Source organism: Pseudoalteromonas aliena (assembly GCF_038155085.1).
Classification (GTDB): domain Bacteria; phylum Pseudomonadota; class Gammaproteobacteria; order Enterobacterales; family Alteromonadaceae; genus Pseudoalteromonas; species Pseudoalteromonas aliena_A.
Window position 1 is genome coordinate 74,574 of sequence record NZ_JBAKAU010000004.1, and the last position, 16,905, is coordinate 91,478.

The window sequence follows — 16,905 nt, forward strand, 5'->3', positions numbered from 1 at the left end:
TCTTATGCGTACAGTGGATTTAGTTTGTTTGTGTCAATGTCGAACTTTTTAATTGCTTCAACAACCACTGACTTTTCAACATCACCGCGTTTAGCAAGTTCAGATAACGTAGCAACAACCACGTAGCTTGCATTAACTTCAAAGTGACGACGTAAGTTTTCACGGCTATCAGAACGCCCGTAACCATCTGTACCAAGCACTTTATAGTTGCTGCTTGGAATAAATGAACGCGCTTGCTCTGCGTAGTTTTTCATGTAATCGGTAGCAGCAACAGTCACTGAGTCGTTTAATACGCTCGTAATGTACGGTGTTTTTTGCTCGCTTTCTGGGTTAAGCATGTTGAAACGCTCAACGTCTTGACCATCACGTGTAAGCTCATTGAATGAGGTTACTGAGTAAACATCTGAGGCAATGCCGTAATCTTCGCTTAAAATGGCTGCCGCTTTACGTACTTCAGTCATGATAGTACCTGAGCTTAATAGCTGTACGTTGGCTTTCTTACCTTCGTAACTTTCAAGCTTATAAATACCTTTACGAATACCTTCTTCAGCGCCTTCTGGCATAGCTGGCTGATGGTAGTTTTCGTTCATAAGCGTTAGGTAGTAGTAAATATTTTCTTGGTTTTCACCGTACATACGACGAATACCATCTTGAATAATTACCGCAACTTCAAATGCGTATGTTGGGTCGTAAGAAATACAGTTAGGAACCGTATTTGCAAGAATGTGGCTGTGGCCATCTTCGTGCTGTAAACCTTCACCATTTAGCGTAGTACGACCTGCCGTTGCACCTAATAAGAAACCACGTGCTTGTTGATCCCCAGCCATCCATGCCATGTCGCCAACACGTTGGAAACCAAACATAGAGTAGTAAATGTAGAATGGGATCATAGGTAAATCGTTCGTGCTGTAAGATGTTGCAGCAGCTACCCATGACGACATTGCACCTAGCTCGTTAATACCTTCTTGAAGTACTTGTCCTGATGTTGCTTCTTTGTAGTAAGAAACAATATCACGGTCTTGAGGGGTATAATTTTGGCCGTGTGGATTGTAAATACCGATTTGACGGAATAAACCTTCCATACCAAATGTGCGTGCTTCATCGGCAATAATTGGCACAATGTTTTTACCAATGCCTTTGTCTTTTAGTAACACGTTAAGTGCACGTACAAAGCCCATTGTGGTAGATATATCACGTTTTTGCTCTTCAAGTAGCGGTTTGAATGCTTCTACTTCTGGTAACTTAAGCTCTTCAGTAAACTTAGGAATACGTGTAGGTGTGTAACCTTTAAGTGCATCACGGCGCGCGTGTAAGTACTTGTATTCTTCTGAGCCTTCTTCAAGTGTTAAGTATGGAAGAGCTTTAATTTGCTCTTCAGATACTAAATCTTGTAGGCCTAAGCGATCACGTAAGTGTTCAACATGGCTCATGTCCATTTTCTTCACTTGGTGCGCGATGTTTTTGCCTTCAGCTGCTTCACCCATGCCGTAACCTTTTACAGTTTTAGCAAGAATTACAGTTGGACGGTCATTAGTTTGCTCAGCCTTTTTAAATGCAGCATAAAGTTTAGATGGCTCATGACCACCACGCTTAAGCGCAAAAATTTCGTCATCCGTCATATCTGCAACAAGTGCAGCTGTTTCTGGGTAACGACCAAAGAAGTGTTCACGTACATACGCGCCATCTTTTGCTTTGTATGTTTGGTAGTCACCATCAATTGTTTCATTCATCAATTGTAGTAATTTACCTGTTGTATCTTTAGCAAGAAGGATATCCCAACCGCTGCCCCATACAACTTTAATTACGTTCCAGCCAGCGCCTTTAAATAAGCCTTCTAGTTCTTGAATAATTTTACCATTGCCCATAACTGGACCATCTAGACGCTGTAAGTTACAGTTAATTAAGTAACAAAGATTATCTAGCTTTTCACGTGCAGCAAAAGAGATTGCACCGCGTGATTCTGGCTCATCCATTTCACCATCACCTAAAAACGCGTACACACGTTGGTTTTTAGTGTCTTTTAAGCCACGGCCATCTAAGTATTTTAAAAAGCGTGCTTGGTAAATAGACGCAATAGGACCTAGGCCCATAGAAACAGTAGGGAACTGCCAAAATTCAGGCATTAATTTAGGGTGTGGGTACGACGGTAAACCTTTACCATCTACTTCTTGGCGAAAGTTATCAAGTTGTGCAGCCGATAAACGACCTTCAACAAATGCACGTGCATAAATGCCCGGAGAAATATGACCTTGGTAATAAACTAAGTCACCACCGTCTACATCATTTGGTGCTTTAAAAAAGTGGTTAAAACACACTTCATAAAATGCAGCAGATGATTGGTAAGACGCCATATGGCCGCCTAAGTCGAGATCTTTTTTCGATGCACGTAGAACGATCATAATCGCGTTCCAACGAATAATTGAACGAATACGGCGCTCAAGGTTTACATCACCTGGATAAGCAGGCTCTTGATCTACAGGAATAGTATTAACGTAGTTCGTGGTAATACCCGTTGGCATATCAACGCCATCTAAACGGGCTTGCTCTAATACTTGCTCAAGTAAAAACTGAGCTCGTTCAACACCTTCTTCGCGCACAACTGATTCAAGAGCTTGTAACCACTCTTGTGTTTCTAGCGCGTCTACGTCAATTTTATTGACTTCAGACATATGGAGGTTTCCTTATGTTTAAAATACGAATATTGTTAATTTAATATCACAACGACTTAATTTGTGTGTTCAAAGTAGTTATGTACTAACTTAATTTTGTTTGGTGCGTCTCAAACTACGTTCAATTCGCGAATGTTCTTTCCCAGCTTCAAGTAGTGCCTCTTCTATAAACGCTAAGTGAGCATTACTTGCTAAACGGGCTTGTTCTGGATTACCGTCAATAACGGCATCCATCAATAAACGCCTATGTTGGGCTAACTGGCTGCTAATATCTGATTTTTTCAATAAAACAGTTAAATTTTGCAGTACGTTTTGCTCAAGTAGCGCTTGCATACCTCTAACCAAATGCAATAAAACAACATTATGCGAAGCCTCTGCTACGCTAAAATGAAAAGCATTTATTGCTTTTGCTTTTTGCTGTAAATCATCATTAACTAAAGCGATTTTATCAAAGCTTTGTTTTACTTTAGTAAAATCATTGCTGGTCCCGCGCAATGCCGCATAATATGCAGCAATTCCTTCAAGAGCATGACGAAATTCTAGTAAATCAAATTGTGATTCAGGGTGTTTACTAATCAAATCAAACAACGGATCAGTAAGACCTTCTTCAAGCTGATTTTTTACAAACGTGCCACCACCTTGGCGGCGCGTAACTAAACCTTTTGCTTCTAACTTTTGAATAGCCTCACGCAATGACGGACGAGACACTTCAAACTGCTTTGCTAGTTCACGCTCTGGCGGCAACTTTTCACCTGGTGCTAAAGAGCCTTCAAGAATCATATTCTCAAGTTGCTGTAAAATAACATCAGATAACTTTGCTGCTTTAATCTTTAAAGACATGAATCAACGTCCGCATTGTATAAATACCAAAGCCCGAGAAACAAGGCTTAGAGTTGGATAACCTACTCAAAAGGTAAATTGGTCATACCAAAAATTTTCAATACGGTATCAAAAAGGTAAATAGCTGTCAATTTACTGGTTATTTGAGCAATCAGCGTAGCGTAACGCATTTTGAACGAAGTTCAAATAATACGCTAGTTAGGTAAATTGACCTAAACGTTAACAAGATGAAAACAAATGGTCTGACCAGAGCAATTTAGAATAATAGCTCTAGTTGAATTAATTGAAAAAATTAATAGCCAAAGAGTTTGCACGCACAAAAAACGCCCTACAATATATAGAGCGTTAATGAGTAAATAAAAATAAGTGAAAATTTAAGCTTAAGAAAGCCCGCCAAATAAAGTAAGCAGCGCAATTAATACTAAATAAAATAATACATTACGTTTAACTAATTTAATCATACAAGTGGCTTCATAAGTACAACCATAATAGCGCTTTTCAACTTGCTCAGCCGCCAATGCAGTGCAAGTAACCACATCACGGTTAGGGGATTTAAAGTTAAGTACATAGTATAACCAGCAACTTGTACCTTTATTAAAATTACCAATAACTAAATAACCAAAGCTAGTAACTCTCGCAGGTAACCAATCGAGCCAAAATAATAATTTATGAATTAGCTTAAATCGTTTGGCATATAATACTTTATGATCATTTCGTACTAAATCAGCAAATGTTCGAACCAATGCGTACAACACAGCACCTGCAGCACCTAGTACAACAAACCAAAAAATAACGGCACAATAGAACCTAAAGTTAACCCAAGCGAGGGTTTGCCCAAAAGTTTCACCTCCTTCTTCGCCCGCTGTACGTTTTTGACCAATTTGCAACGCATACAAAGATGCAGCAGTCGCATCATCGCGAGTAAGTGCATTTAAGTATGCCTTATACAAAATGCGCTGCTTGGCACAACCAAAACAAACAAGCAGCACCGTCACATTTATAGCTAACTGCCACAGTACAAAGTCAGATAAAAAATAAATTAACCAAATAGCTATAACTGGAATAAATAACCAGATCAAAAACCCTGCAGCAGAATCAAATAAACCTTTTTTACCCAACAACTTATTAGAACGGTTTAAATAGCCATTTGCGTAATAGCTTATTTGCCAGTAGTTAGACCGAGCTCCTAAGCGCTCTAGTATCAATGCAATTATTATAGAAACTAAAATCATAGGAATAACTCTCTTAACTTAGTTGTTCAAGCGTATTAAAAAACAATGGCCAATTAAAGCTGCTTCCAGGGTCCGTTTTACGACCTGGAGCAATATCACAATGCCCCACAATACGCGAAGGAGTAATTTTTGGATAGCGCACTATTATAGATTTACTAAGTGTAGTTAATGTTTTGTACTGCGCTAAAGAATAGGGAACTGTGTCGGTTCCTTCAAGCTCAATGCCAATGCTGAAGTTATTACAAGCGGGTACGCCCTCAAACTCAGATTGCCCAGCATGCCAAGCACGTTTTTTAAAAGGCACGTATTGTATAATTTCGCCAGTGCGCTTAATGAAGCAATGTGCAGATACACGTAAACCATCTAAATCACTAAAGCTCGGATGAGCATTACAGTCAATACTACCCATAAATAACTCATCAACAAAGGGTGTACCAAACTGCCCAGCAGGCAACGATATATTGTGAATAACCAATAAAGAAATATCAGCCTCATCAGGGCGCTCATCAAAATACGAACAAGGCCGCTGCGCTACAGCACTTAAAACACCGTTTAAATCTATTTCCATGAGACGTCTGTTATATAAATATCAAGATATACATAGCACTGATGCTAAAGGATTTGTTAAAACAATGATAGTAACAAACAGGTATAAGACCCTACCTGTAACTATCTACACACAGAGCCTTAAAAATAACTCATACTATAAATACACACCTGTAGATGCAAATTCACTTCCCGCGTTTACCTTTACATTGGCGAAAAGGCAATCACTTCTCTTTCTTTTATAAACATAGTAAAATTTACTGAATTTATTAACGCTTATGAGCATTCCATGTCTATTTCGCACACCCTTATTACTCAGCTTGTTACTCTTGCACTTGACGAAGATTTAAATTATCAAACCGCACAAGAAGGCGATATTACCGCGCAACTTATCCCTCAAAGCGAGCAAGCAAATGCTAAAGTAATCACTCGCGAAGATTGCATTTTTTGTGGAAAAGACATCATCTTTGAAGTATTCAAACAAGTAGACCCAAGTGTTGATGTTAACGTACTTATTAATGACGGCGACGCTGTTAAAGCAAACAGCCTATTATTTACAGCCAACGGCTCTGCACGTTCGATATTAACAGCTGAGCGGACTGCACTTAACTTTATACAAACCTTATCGGGTACAGCCACCACTACAGCCCATTATGTAAAAGAGCTAAGTGGTACAACAACACAGTTACTTGATACCCGAAAAACCATACCAGGGCTGCGCGCATTACAGAAATACGCTGTAAAATGTGGCGGAGGTGCAAATCATCGTATTGGCTTATTTGATGCATTCCTAATTAAAGAAAACCACATAGCAGCCTGCGGTGGGATTGATAAAGCAGTCGCACAAGCCAAGCAAAACCACCCTACAAAATCTGTAGAGGTTGAGGTTGAAACACTTCCAGAGCTCAAACAAGCCATTGAAGCTGGCGCTGATATAGTGATGCTTGATAACTTTAGCGTAGAACAAATTAAGCAAGCTGTGGTTTTAACTAACAAACGCGCCAAACTTGAAGTTTCAGGTAACATGACGTTAGAAACACTTAAAACTTACTCACAGGCAGGGGTTGATTTTATATCAAGTGGGGCACTAACAAAGAATTTACAATCAATTGATTTATCGATGCGATTCGAATAATAAAAAGCCTGATACAAAAAAGTAGGTTTAGCTAATTCATTGACAAAATATATAAAAAAGCATTTAATAACCCAAAAGGCTTAGTTTGTAACATTTTGTTAAATTAGAGCCTTATTTAACAAAAGATATATGCTCAATAATAAAAAACAGTGCTAACATAAATTATGTTGGTATGTTTCTGAGCCTAAAAATATCAATACTTAGCTGTGCTTATATTATTTAAATTATATAAAAGTAAATCTGTAAAGTAAGTTAGTTAAATTTAAGTCGGTTCTCTATACTTCTTATAATTAGTTAACTTATAAAATCTATCCTTTAGGAGAGGAAACATGAAAACAATGACTCAAAAACAACAGGGTTTCACCCTAATTGAATTAATGATTGTAGTAGCGATCATCGGTATTTTGGCTGCAATTGCATTACCGCAATACCAAGATTACACCAAACGCGCACATGTAAGTGAAGGTATGAGCTTATCAGCTGGTGCAAAAGCTGCTGTTATTGAAACATATGCGTCGACTGGAAAATATCCAACAAGTAATACAGAAGCCGGTCTTGATGTTGCTACTAATATCAAAGGAAATGCAGTTACATCTGTGACGGTAGGTGCTGACGGTGTTATTAAAGTCGCATTTGATGAAGACAAAGTTAGTTCTGGAAAACTAGTATTAACACCTACCGATGAAGGCGGCTCTATAAGCTGGGCTTGTACTGGTGAAAGTTTAGAAGCAAAGCTATTACCTGCTAACTGTCGCACTGCTGCAACAACTGCAACACCATCAAAATAAGCATATTCAATATCGAAACGCTCTTTGGAGCGTTTTTTTTCAGCAACTATAACTAGACTTCATTTATTAGTTTATAACCGAATATTATTCCTGTGTGGTAAATGTTACTCATGCTAAAAAAACAAGAAAAAGGCCTCGATACATTTTCCTGGACTGGTGTAAACGCCCGAGGTAAACGCCTTGAAGGTGAGCTCACAGGCATCAATATTGCTCTAGTCAAAGCACAACTACGTAAACAAGGTATCACCCCCTCAAAAGTAAAACGCAAAGCTAAACCCTTATTTGGCGTACACACACAAAAAATAACCCCTAAAGATATAGCATTAGTAACTCGTCAAATTGCAACCATGCTCACAGCAGGTGTTCCATTAATACAATCAATTGAAATGATTGCTAGCGGCTCAAATAACAAAAGTGTCAGCAAATTAATGAATGCAATTGGTGGTGATGTAAAAGCAGGCCAAACGCTTTCCTCAGCACTAAGAAAATACCCTCGATACTTTGATGATTTATATTGTGATTTAGTCGAGTCGGGTGAGCAATCGGGCGCTCTTGATAAAATATTTGACCGCGTCGCTATTTATAAAGAAAAATCTGAAGCGCTAAAATCAAAAATCAAAAAAGCAATGTTTTATCCCATTGCTGTTTTAGTCGTAGCACTTATTGTTACTTCAATTCTACTAATATTTGTGGTCCCTCAATTTCAAGACATTTTTGCTGGATTTGGAGCAGAACTACCTGCTTTTACTCTATTTGTTATTGGTATATCAGAGTTTATGCAGGAATATTGGTGGGTAGCTCTTATTACTATTTTAGCTTCCGGCTGGATTTTTAAAGAAGCAAGCTTTAGAAGCTTAAAGGTGCGTGATGCAACTGATAGGATTATTTTAAGATTACCGGTTATTGGTATGATTTTAAATAAAGCGGCAGTTGCTCGTTATGCCCGCACCCTTTCAACAACCTTCGCTGCAGGTGTCCCTCTTGTTGATGCCCTCGACTCTGCTGCAGGTGCTTCAGGCAATGCAGTTTATCGTTATGCTATTTTAGAAATAAAAGCAGAAGTAAGTTCTGGTAATCAAATGAACTGGGCAATGCGTAATTCTAAAATATTTCCCGATATGGTCGTACAAATGGTGGCTATTGGTGAAGAATCTGGTTCACTTGATGGTATGCTTGCTAAAGTGGCTTCAATTTATGAACAAGAAGTAGATGATGCTGTTGATGGCCTTTCAAGCTTACTTGAACCGCTAATTATGGCTGTACTTGGTGTACTTGTTGGTGGTTTGATCATTGCTATGTACCTACCTATTTTCCAATTAGGTTCTGTTGTTTAATTTATTCGGTTTTTATATGCAAAGTATTTTTGAAGTAATGCAAAGCCAATTATGGTTTTATTTAACCACTGTAGGTTTAGTGAGTTTATGTGTAGGTAGCTTTTTAAATGTAGTAATTTATCGTTTACCGCTAATGATGCAGCACGAATGGAAAAATGAATGTCGCGTTTTATTAGAAAATGATCTTAAAAATAATGCTCCAGTAAATAACGAACCATTTAACTTAATAAAGCCCAACTCTACTTGCCCTAAATGTAAAAATGCTATTAAGCCTTGGCAAAATATACCCGTTATTAGTTGGATATTACTAAAAGGTAAATGCGCAAACTGTAGTAATCCTATCTCTTTTCGTTACCCTGCTGTTGAGGCAATTACAGCAATCTTAAGCCTTATTGTTGCTTATAGTTTTGGTGCGACAGAGCACGCCCTTTTATATATTTTCGTTACATGGGTCTTAGTAGCACTAACTTTTATTGATATTGACCACATGCTACTACCCGATCAACTTACGCTTCCACTTGTATGGCTTGCCCTTATTGCTGCAGTAATGGGAGTTACAATAAACCCGGCGGATGCCATTATAGGCGCAGCGTGTGGTTATTTAAGCTTATGGACTGTGTTTTGGTTATTTAAATTATTAACCGGTAAAGAAGGTATGGGTTACGGCGATTTTAAATTACTCGCTGTTTTCGGCGCACTATTAGGCTGGCAATCACTTTTAACGATTATACTACTTTCAAGTGTAGTTGGTGCAATTATAGGTATTGCATTATTAAGTATTCAGGGTAAAGATAAAGCAACGCCCATCCCCTTTGGCCCTTATCTAGCAATGGCTGGGTGGATTACATTGTTATGGGGTAATCAAATTCAAAATACTTATTTTAATTTAATTGGTTATTAATATGGGCAAGCAAGTCGTTAAAAATGATTATCCAAAACGTAACTGGGTATTAGGCTTAACTGGTGGCATTGGCTCTGGTAAAACAGCGATTAGTAACATATTTGAAGAACTAGGCATTACTATAGTAGATGCCGATATAATCGCTCGTGAAGTAGTACAGCCCAACAGTATTGGGTTAAATGCCATTATAGCTCATTTTGGTAATGATATTTTACATCCCAACGGCACACTAAACCGGTTAAAATTACGTGCAAAAATATTTACCAATAGCGATGAAAAAAAATGGCTAAATACATTACTGCATCCTCTAATTCGTGAAAAAATACTTTGTGATTTAAATCTCGCTACAAGCCCTTATGTTGTATTAGTTGCCCCTTTATTATTTGAAAATAACCTTGATAAATATTGCAATCATACTTTACTAATTGATGTACCAACGGCTGTACAAATAGAGCGTACTGTTAAACGCGACAATACGACGGGTGAACAAGTTAAAAGTATCATTGCCTCTCAAATGCCGCGTGAAGATAAACGTCAAAAATCGGATGATATTTTGAATAATGATCAAAAATTAACGCAAGTGCGAGCAGAGCTTGTTGAACTCCATAAAAATTACCTACAGTATGCATTAAAAAATACGACTAAACTCTAATAACAAACCTCAATTCGCATAAATCCGCATTTGGATTACTAAATAACTTCAAAAAAAAGAAAGGTAATATAATCCTCTTCTTTTTTCTGATAAATTGCTAACTATTAAAGAATAAAAGCAGGTGCGCAATGAATATTAACTCACCGTTACTAAGAAAATTTATTACCCTTGGTCGAATTGATGCCGAGACAGTGAAAGCCAGACAACGCGAGTTTACTTCTACAGCCGAGCTTATTTCTAAATGTGGAAAAATAGATAGCAAAGATTTAGCTGAACAATGTATTGATTTGTTCCGCGTACCTTACTTTGATTTAAAAGACTTTGATCCTGTATCTATTCCGGCAAACCTTGTAAAAGAAAAACTGATTCGTAAGCATCATATTTTGCCACTTGTTCAAAAAGATAGAAAAGTATACATAGCCGCTTCGGATCCTACTGATTATGGTGCATTTGAAAACTTTGAATTTAGTACCGGATTATCATGCGAAATAATTGTTGTTGATTACATTCAACTAGAAAACAAAATTGAACAACTATTAGATGCTTCTGGTAGCTTAAATTTAAGTGACGACGAATTTAAAGAGTTTGCTGATTTAGATACTGAAGGGCCTAAAGACACAGCAGCACAAGATGATGACAACGATGATGCGCCTATTATTGTTTATATTAATAAAATTTTAATGGATGCGATTAAAAAAGGTGCCTCTGATCTACACTTTGAACCTTATGAGCATAAATACCGTATTCGTTTTCGCATCGATGGTATCTTGCATGAAGTGGCAAACCCACCTAACACGCTATCAAATAAGCTTTCTGCTCGTATAAAAGTAATGTCACGACTTGATATTGCTGAAAAGCGCAAACCACAAGATGGTCGTATTAAGCTAAAAATTACAGAGCGAAAAAGCATCGACTTTCGTGTAAGTACCATGCCCACCCTATGGGGTGAAAAAATAGTAATGCGTATTCTTGATTCATCAAGCGCTATGTTAGGGATTGATGTATTAGGTTATGAGCCTGAGCAAAAAAAGCTATATATGGATGCGCTTGCCCAACCTCAAGGGATGATATTAGTAACTGGGCCTACAGGTTCTGGTAAAACAGTATCACTGTACACAGGCTTAAATATATTAAACCAGCCAGAACGAAATATTAGTACTGCCGAAGACCCTGTTGAAATTAATTTGGAAGGCATAAATCAAGTACAAATTAATATTAAAGCAGATATGACTTTTGCCAACGCACTGCGAGCATTTTTACGTCAAGATCCAGATGTAGTTATGGTTGGTGAAATACGAGATCTAGAAACCGCAGAAATATCAATAAAAGCGGCACAAACAGGTCACTTGGTTTTATCAACATTGCATACAAACTCAGCACCTGAAACAATCACCCGTTTATTAAATATGGGTGTACCAGCTTATAACGTAGCAAGCTCAATCAGCTTAATAATAGCCCAACGTCTAGCGCGACGATTATGCCCTAAATGTAAAACGCCTGAGCAACTACCTAGCGAAGAACTCTCTCGCCAAGGGTTTAGTGCCGAGCAAATTGAAGAAATGACGTTATATATTCCTAAAGGGTGTGATAGCTGTACCGATGGTTACAAAGGGCGTGTGGGTATTTACGAAGTAATGCAAATCACCCCTGAGATTGCCCAAATTATTATGCGCGGTGGTAACTCGCTTGAAATAGCTGATGTATCACTTAAAGCTGGATTCAATAATTTACGCTTATCGGGTTTACGTAAAGCGGCTGATGGTTTAACGTCACTAGCTGAAATTAACCGCGTAACAAATATGTAATTATGTAGCTCTAAAATTTTTTGAAGCTATAAAGTAAAATTGTAGAGAGTAGAAAATGCCAACAGTTGTAAGCTGCCCAACGTGTAAAAATAAAGTTGAATGGTCAGATAAAAGCCCATATCGTCCGTTTTGTTCAAAACGCTGTCAACTTATTGATTTAGGTGAATGGTCGTTCGAAAATAATAAAATTTCTGCACCAATTACATCTGCGCAAGAGTTTAGCCAAGATATGATTGAAGACATTGAGGCTATGATGGCTAAAAATGAAGATGACTTTTTTAAATAATTTATCTTTATAACGCCCTAAATACGAAAACCAGCATTAAGCTGGTTTTTTAGTATTTACAAAAAAGTAAAATTAGCTTTTTTGTTTACGGTGCTTTTTATTCATACGCTTTTGCATTTTAGCAAACTTTTCTTTTTGCTCAGCGTTAAGCACTTGCATTACTTGGTGCTGCGTTTTTAGTTTAATTAAACCAAATTGCTCACCTTTTTCATGGCGTTCATTTAATAGCTCTTTTGCTGCATTTTCGTCAAATGTTGCAGCCGAAAGTAATGCATCCATTTTTGCTTTGTGCGCTTCACGCATCGCTTTACGGGCTTCTTTATCATCGCCACGCAGTGCTTTCATTTGTGTTTTTTGCGCTTCAAAAATGGCCTTTAGCTTAGTTTGCTGCTCATCTGTTAGGTTTAATTTTTCAACGCCGCGCTCAGAAAGTAAAAAACGAGCTTGAGAATGGCCTTGCTTATGCCCATCGCCTTTTGCTAATACGCTACCAGCACCAAGCGTTGCTGTTGCTAAGCCACAGATAAGTACTAATTTTGAAAGTGTGTTTAATTTAGTCATAATCATTACCTTAATTATTTGGTTTAACTATTGGTTCAGTTCGGTTGTTTGTAACTGCTTAATCAACTGAGTTCACTATACCTAACTCAACGCAAAGTAACGCAAAGCAGTGTAAAGGTTGTGTAAAGATTCACCTTTGCACTATTTAGCGGGTAAAATAACGCTATAAACAACTCTAAGGGTTTGTAAATGAAACTATTAATGATTGATGACGACACTGGCCTTTGTGAGCTGTTAAGTGAATATTTGACTGCTCAAGGGTTTGAAATACAAAGCGTACACGACGGTGAACAAGGCCTTAAACTAGCACAAGCAAATGACTATGCCCTTATATTGCTAGATGTAATGTTGCCAACGCTTGATGGTTTTGAAGTACTTAAACAACTTAGGCAAACAAAACTCACACCGGTGATAATGCTTACAGCAAAAGGTGAAGACTTTGACCGTATATTTGGCCTAGAGCTAGGCGCCGATGATTACATTCCCAAGCCTTTTAATCACCGTGAATTACTAGCCCGCGTAAAAGCGATAACTCGCCGTATAGAGCACATCAATAGCTTAAATGCAGCTACAACGAGTAAGTTATTCGTTAATGGCATTACTGTTAACCTTGCAGCTCGAGAAGCCTCAATAGATGACTCTACACTAACCCTTACTGGTACAGAATACGAAATACTCACGCTATTGTGTAAAAATGCAGGTGAAGTGGTTAGTAAAGAGCAAATCAGTGAAGAAGTACTAGGTAGGCGTTTAGCTTCTTTTGATCGCTCTATCGATATGCATGTAAGTAATATCCGCAAAAAAATAGCAGAGCATATTCCTGGTGAGCGAATTAAAACAATGAGAGGTACGGGTTATGTCTTTATCCAAGGCGAGTAAAAGTACTTATTTTGCTTGGTTAAAACACCCTAGGCACTATCTGTTTTTTAAAATATTTATTTGGTTTTGGTTAACTATAATCGGCACCGTTGCAGCGCTTATATTTTTAAGTAATATTACCGCTATTAACGCGGTAACTAACGAGCCTCTTTATGGCCCAATGAAAAAAAACCTAATATATACCGCTAAAAGTATTGAGCGGACAGCTATTAAACATAAGCGCAACCTAAGCGAAGTATTAGTACACCCTCGCCTATCAAAACGTAAGCTTTTGTACTTAAGCGCAGCTCAAAGCGAAGACTCTCTTAGCAGTAAAGAAGTTCCAGAAAGTATAGACTTAAGTTTATTAAACTTCACACAAAATATGTCACCGCAGATTATTTTCACTGAAAAATATCAAGCCTTCGGCCCTGTTAATATAAACGTGCCTGAAGGAAGTTTTTATCTTTATGAAATAGATATTAACCACCAACCGCCTTTATTAATGCGTTTTAAGCTTATGCCTAATTGGATGAAAATAGTTATCGCGATTGTAGCATCTCTTATTTTAAGCTTTGTATTTAGCCGCAACTTAATAGCTCCTATAAATAGTCTTAAAAAAGCGGCTATTAAACTATCAGCAGGTGACCTAAGCGCAAGAGCTGACATTTCTGTAAACAGAAAAGATGAGCTAGGAATACTAGGGCGAGACTTTAACAGCATGGCCAATCAGTTAGAGCTTTTAATTAGTTCACAAAAGCGCTTATTAGCCGACATATCACATGAATTGCGCTCCCCCCTTACACGTTTAAAAATGGCTACCGGTCTTGCACAAATGCAAGCTAACGACGCTAGCCAATCATATCTATTACGTATAGAAAAAGAAGCAAACCAACTCGATAAAATGATTGCCGATGTACTGCAAGTTTCTCGCTTAGAGGCAAAGAGCCAAGCACTTTCCCTGCAAAACCAATCATTACAAATAATTGTAGATCACGTTATTAACGATGCACAGTTTGAAGCAAAACAAAATAATAAGCAGCTAAAGATAGTAGGCACCGCAGACATCAATATTAATTGTGACGAAACACTTATTGCCAGCGCACTTGAAAACTTACTTCGCAACGCTATTAAATACGCAAATAATACGATTAGCATTACCTTAAAGCATTCAGATGTCATTTATATAGAAATATGTGATGATGGTTATGGTGTACCCAATGACCAACTGAGCAAGCTTTGTGAGCCCTTTTTTAGGCAATCAGATGCGCGCGACCGCGTAAGTGGTGGTACAGGTTTAGGGCTGGCGATTGCTAAAAATGCTATTACTGCGCATGGTGGCAGTTTAGTACTATCAAATAAAGAACAAGGTGGCTTATGTGCTAATATAACCTTGCCAATAATAAAAGAGTAAAACATGTTTTATAGCAATGAGAGCGAGCTTAAAAGTAACAAACCTACCATTGAAGACTTTTACGAAAAGACCCTCGTTAAATCTTATTTAAATACGCCATGTGGACAATTATTTTATGCGTATGTAAAGCCTAGCAACGCACACATAGCAGTAGTGATAAGTTCTGGTCGTATAGAAGGGCTCGATAAATATAAAGAGTTATTGTGGGAGCTTTACAATAATAACTTTGCTGTATTTATAGTTGATCATCAAGGTCAAGGACGCTCTTATCGCCACCTAAAAAACAAGCACAAAGGTTATGTAAAACACTTTAATAATTACTGTATAGATTTGGATTTATTCAACAAGCAAGTAGTAGACACACATTGGCAAGGCAAAAAAGTATTACTGAGTCACTCTATGGGGGGTGCAATTGCCCTAAATTACTTAGCCAATTTTGAAAACAGTTACAACGGTGCTTTTTTATCAGCTCCAATGCTCGACATATACACAAAAAACACACCAAAGCCTTTAGCTAAGCTAGTTGCAAATAGTGCAAAGTTGTTTGGCTTTCAGTATAGCTACGCGCTTGGGCAAAGCGATTATGCGCCCGACGAATTTTCGCAAAATGTTTTAACTAGCAGCAAAGTGCGCTACGAATTATTTAGACAAACCTACCAAAAAACCCCTTTGCTACAACTAGGTGGAGTGACTTACGGATGGTTATATGCGGCATTTTCTTTTATATCGTCGGTAGATAGGCTAAAAGTAGATACACCACTTTATATTGCCTGCGCTCAGAATGATGAAGTCGTTGATAATAAAGCGCTTTACAAATTGACTAACAGGCTCGAAAACACTGTATTAGAAAGCTTTCCTAATGCTAAACATGAACTATTTTTTGAACGTGATGAAATACGCCAGCCATTGCTTAAAAGTTTGTATCAGTTTTGTGAGTCGGTAACGGCTTAGCAAGCACCGACAAAGGATCGAGGTGGATCAGTATATCTACCTCAGACTCAAAACGCTCTTTGAGCATAGCCTCTACTTCATCAGCCACATTGTGCGCGCGAATCAAACTTAAATGATCATCAAGCTCTAAGTGCATTTGGATAAACTTAACTTTTCCGCCTTGGCGAGTACGAATATCATGCACGCCATGTACATCAGCGTGGGCTTTGGCTATATCAAATATGCTTTGCTTTTCATCGTCTGGGAGCTCTTTATCCATTAAATGATCGGCACTATCGCGCGCTATATCCCAACTGTTATAAAGTAAGTAACCCGCTACACCTATCGCAAAAACAGGATCGGCATACAACACACCATAATAAGATAATAAAATAGCTAATAGCACAGCGGCATTTAATATTAAATCGCCTTTGTAATGTACTGAGTCGGCTTTTATAGCAATTGAATCGGTGTACTTAACTACTTTATTTTGCACAAATACAATTACCAGCGTACATGCAATAGCAAAAATACTTACCCACACACCTAATAAAGAATGGCTTAACTGTATAGGATTAAATAAACGCTCAATACCATGAAAAGCAAGTAGGCAACCTGAGCCTGCAATAAACGCAGCTTGCCCAAGTCCTGCCAGTGCTTCAGCTTTTCCGTGCCCAAACCGGTGATCGTCATCCGCTGGGCGCAGTGCGTAGCCTAACACTAAAAAACTCATGGCGGTGGCAGTAATATCCATTAACGAATCAGTTAACGAGCCAAGCATTGAAGCCGAGCCAGAAGCCAGCCAAGCCCATGTTTTCGCGCCAATCATTAAACTAACCATTGCCATGGTAACAATGCTGGAAGTTTTAACCCAAAATTCGTAGCTACGGTTATGCACGTTTTAATCCGATAATTAGGAGTATTCAATAGTGTGAGTATATCATTTTTTTAAAA

16 protein-coding genes are annotated in these 16,905 nt (G+C 38.0%); 10 read left to right on the forward strand and 6 right to left on the reverse strand.

What is annotated here, in order from left to right; all coding sequences use genetic code 11:
- Positions 1 to 2: 2 nt before the first annotated feature.
- The 4 genes from aceE to ampD all read right to left on the reverse strand — a co-directional run bounded on the left by aceE (position 3) and on the right by ampD (position 5,309).
- Positions 3 to 2,669 (reverse strand): pyruvate dehydrogenase (acetyl-transferring), homodimeric type, encoded by a 2,667-nt coding sequence (gene aceE, locus V6260_RS05995; protein ID WP_341593138.1) that lies wholly within the window; start codon positions 2,667 to 2,669, stop codon positions 3 to 5.
- 90 nt (positions 2,670 to 2,759) lie between these two features.
- Positions 2,760 to 3,509 carry a pyruvate dehydrogenase complex transcriptional repressor PdhR gene (pdhR, locus tag V6260_RS06000; protein WP_341593139.1) on the reverse strand — a complete coding sequence of 250 codons (750 nt, stop codon included), beginning with the start codon at positions 3,507 to 3,509 and terminating at the stop codon, positions 2,760 to 2,762.
- Positions 3,510 to 3,889: 380 nt separating this feature from the next.
- Positions 3,890 to 4,741, reverse strand: a complete 852-nt coding sequence (gene ampE, locus V6260_RS06005; protein ID WP_341593140.1) for a beta-lactamase regulator AmpE — start codon at positions 4,739 to 4,741, stop codon at positions 3,890 to 3,892.
- Positions 4,742 to 4,754: 13 nt separating this feature from the next.
- Positions 4,755 to 5,309, reverse strand: coding sequence for a 1,6-anhydro-N-acetylmuramyl-L-alanine amidase AmpD (gene ampD, locus V6260_RS06010; RefSeq protein ID WP_341593141.1), 555 nt, complete (start codon positions 5,307 to 5,309; stop codon positions 4,755 to 4,757).
- 267 nt (positions 5,310 to 5,576) lie between these two features.
- Here ampD and nadC point away from each other — a divergent pair, with 267 nt between their 5' ends.
- The 7 genes from nadC to yacG all read left to right on the forward strand — a co-directional run bounded on the left by nadC (position 5,577) and on the right by yacG (position 12,188).
- Entirely contained in the window at positions 5,577 to 6,422 is an 846-nt protein-coding gene (gene nadC, locus V6260_RS06015) for a carboxylating nicotinate-nucleotide diphosphorylase (protein ID WP_341593142.1), read from the forward strand.
- A 329-nt stretch (positions 6,423 to 6,751) separates the two neighbouring features.
- Positions 6,752 to 7,210, forward strand: coding sequence for a pilin (locus tag V6260_RS06020; protein WP_341593143.1), 459 nt, complete (start codon positions 6,752 to 6,754; stop codon positions 7,208 to 7,210).
- Positions 7,211 to 7,320: 110 nt separating this feature from the next.
- The gene (locus tag V6260_RS06025; protein ID WP_341593144.1) at positions 7,321 to 8,544 is read left to right on the forward strand and encodes a type II secretion system F family protein; all 1,224 of its coding nucleotides are present in this window, start codon (positions 7,321 to 7,323) and stop codon (positions 8,542 to 8,544) included.
- Between the two features lie 16 nt (positions 8,545 to 8,560).
- Positions 8,561 to 9,445 (forward strand): A24 family peptidase, encoded by an 885-nt coding sequence (locus V6260_RS06030; RefSeq protein ID WP_341593145.1) that lies wholly within the window; start codon positions 8,561 to 8,563, stop codon positions 9,443 to 9,445.
- Between the two features lies 1 nt (position 9,446).
- Complete coding sequence (gene coaE / locus V6260_RS06035) at positions 9,447 to 10,097, forward strand: dephospho-CoA kinase (protein WP_341593146.1); 651 nt, start codon at positions 9,447 to 9,449, stop codon at positions 10,095 to 10,097.
- 128 nt (positions 10,098 to 10,225) lie between these two features.
- The gene (pilB, locus tag V6260_RS06040; RefSeq protein WP_341593147.1) at positions 10,226 to 11,902 is read left to right on the forward strand and encodes a type IV-A pilus assembly ATPase PilB; all 1,677 of its coding nucleotides are present in this window, start codon (positions 10,226 to 10,228) and stop codon (positions 11,900 to 11,902) included.
- A gap of 55 nt (positions 11,903 to 11,957) precedes the next feature.
- Positions 11,958 to 12,188 (forward strand): DNA gyrase inhibitor YacG, encoded by a 231-nt coding sequence (gene yacG / locus V6260_RS06045; protein ID WP_341593148.1) that lies wholly within the window; start codon positions 11,958 to 11,960, stop codon positions 12,186 to 12,188.
- Positions 12,189 to 12,260: 72 nt separating this feature from the next.
- On the opposite strand, the gene V6260_RS06050 is transcribed toward yacG, so the two are convergent.
- Entirely contained in the window at positions 12,261 to 12,749 is a 489-nt protein-coding gene (locus tag V6260_RS06050) for a periplasmic heavy metal sensor (protein WP_039488264.1), read from the reverse strand.
- Positions 12,750 to 12,938: 189 nt separating this feature from the next.
- Here V6260_RS06050 and V6260_RS06055 point away from each other — a divergent pair, with 189 nt between their 5' ends.
- From V6260_RS06055 to V6260_RS06065, 3 genes are read left to right on the forward strand one after another with little or no spacing between them, the layout of a single operon-like run.
- Positions 12,939 to 13,628, forward strand: a complete 690-nt coding sequence (locus V6260_RS06055; protein ID WP_341593149.1) for a response regulator — start codon at positions 12,939 to 12,941, stop codon at positions 13,626 to 13,628.
- Entirely contained in the window at positions 13,606 to 15,021 is a 1,416-nt protein-coding gene (locus tag V6260_RS06060) for an ATP-binding protein (protein ID WP_341593150.1), read from the forward strand. Before V6260_RS06055 ends, V6260_RS06060 begins: the two co-directional genes overlap by 23 nt.
- A gap of 3 nt (positions 15,022 to 15,024) precedes the next feature.
- The gene (locus V6260_RS06065) at positions 15,025 to 15,972 is read left to right on the forward strand and encodes an alpha/beta fold hydrolase (protein ID WP_341593151.1); all 948 of its coding nucleotides are present in this window, start codon (positions 15,025 to 15,027) and stop codon (positions 15,970 to 15,972) included.
- On the opposite strand, the gene V6260_RS06070 is transcribed toward V6260_RS06065, so the two are convergent.
- Complete coding sequence (locus V6260_RS06070) at positions 15,932 to 16,798, reverse strand: cation diffusion facilitator family transporter (protein ID WP_341593251.1); 867 nt, start codon at positions 16,796 to 16,798, stop codon at positions 15,932 to 15,934. The two genes, V6260_RS06065 and V6260_RS06070, sit on opposite strands and share 41 nt — an antisense overlap.
- Positions 16,799 to 16,905 lie beyond the last annotated feature (107 nt).

What these genes read in the sequence shown, in the direction of transcription:
- V6260_RS06055 (WP_341593149.1), top strand. Translation starts at nt 12,939, where the DNA reads ATGAAACTATTAATGATTGATGACGACACTGGCCTTTGTGAGCTGTTA.
- V6260_RS06060 (WP_341593150.1), top strand. Translation starts at nt 13,606, where the DNA reads ATGTCTTTATCCAAGGCGAGTAAAAGTACTTATTTTGCTTGGTTAAAA.
- V6260_RS06065 (WP_341593151.1), top strand. Translation starts at nt 15,025, where the DNA reads ATGTTTTATAGCAATGAGAGCGAGCTTAAAAGTAACAAACCTACCATT.
- V6260_RS06050 (WP_039488264.1), bottom strand. Translation starts at nt 12,749, where the DNA reads ATGACTAAATTAAACACACTTTCAAAATTAGTACTTATCTGTGGCTTA.
- aceE (WP_341593138.1), bottom strand. Translation starts at nt 2,669, where the DNA reads ATGTCTGAAGTCAATAAAATTGACGTAGACGCGCTAGAAACACAAGAG.
- pdhR (WP_341593139.1), bottom strand. Translation starts at nt 3,509, where the DNA reads ATGTCTTTAAAGATTAAAGCAGCAAAGTTATCTGATGTTATTTTACAG.
- V6260_RS06030 (WP_341593145.1), top strand. Translation starts at nt 8,561, where the DNA reads ATGCAAAGTATTTTTGAAGTAATGCAAAGCCAATTATGGTTTTATTTA.
- V6260_RS06020 (WP_341593143.1), top strand. Translation starts at nt 6,752, where the DNA reads ATGAAAACAATGACTCAAAAACAACAGGGTTTCACCCTAATTGAATTA.
- yacG (WP_341593148.1), top strand. Translation starts at nt 11,958, where the DNA reads ATGCCAACAGTTGTAAGCTGCCCAACGTGTAAAAATAAAGTTGAATGG.
- ampE (WP_341593140.1), bottom strand. Translation starts at nt 4,741, where the DNA reads ATGATTTTAGTTTCTATAATAATTGCATTGATACTAGAGCGCTTAGGA.
- coaE (WP_341593146.1), top strand. Translation starts at nt 9,447, where the DNA reads ATGGGCAAGCAAGTCGTTAAAAATGATTATCCAAAACGTAACTGGGTA.
- nadC (WP_341593142.1), top strand. Translation starts at nt 5,577, where the DNA reads ATGTCTATTTCGCACACCCTTATTACTCAGCTTGTTACTCTTGCACTT.
- ampD (WP_341593141.1), bottom strand. Translation starts at nt 5,309, where the DNA reads ATGGAAATAGATTTAAACGGTGTTTTAAGTGCTGTAGCGCAGCGGCCT.
- pilB (WP_341593147.1), top strand. Translation starts at nt 10,226, where the DNA reads ATGAATATTAACTCACCGTTACTAAGAAAATTTATTACCCTTGGTCGA.
- V6260_RS06025 (WP_341593144.1), top strand. Translation starts at nt 7,321, where the DNA reads ATGCTAAAAAAACAAGAAAAAGGCCTCGATACATTTTCCTGGACTGGT.
- V6260_RS06070 (WP_341593251.1), bottom strand. Translation starts at nt 16,798, where the DNA reads ATGGCAATGGTTAGTTTAATGATTGGCGCGAAAACATGGGCTTGGCTG.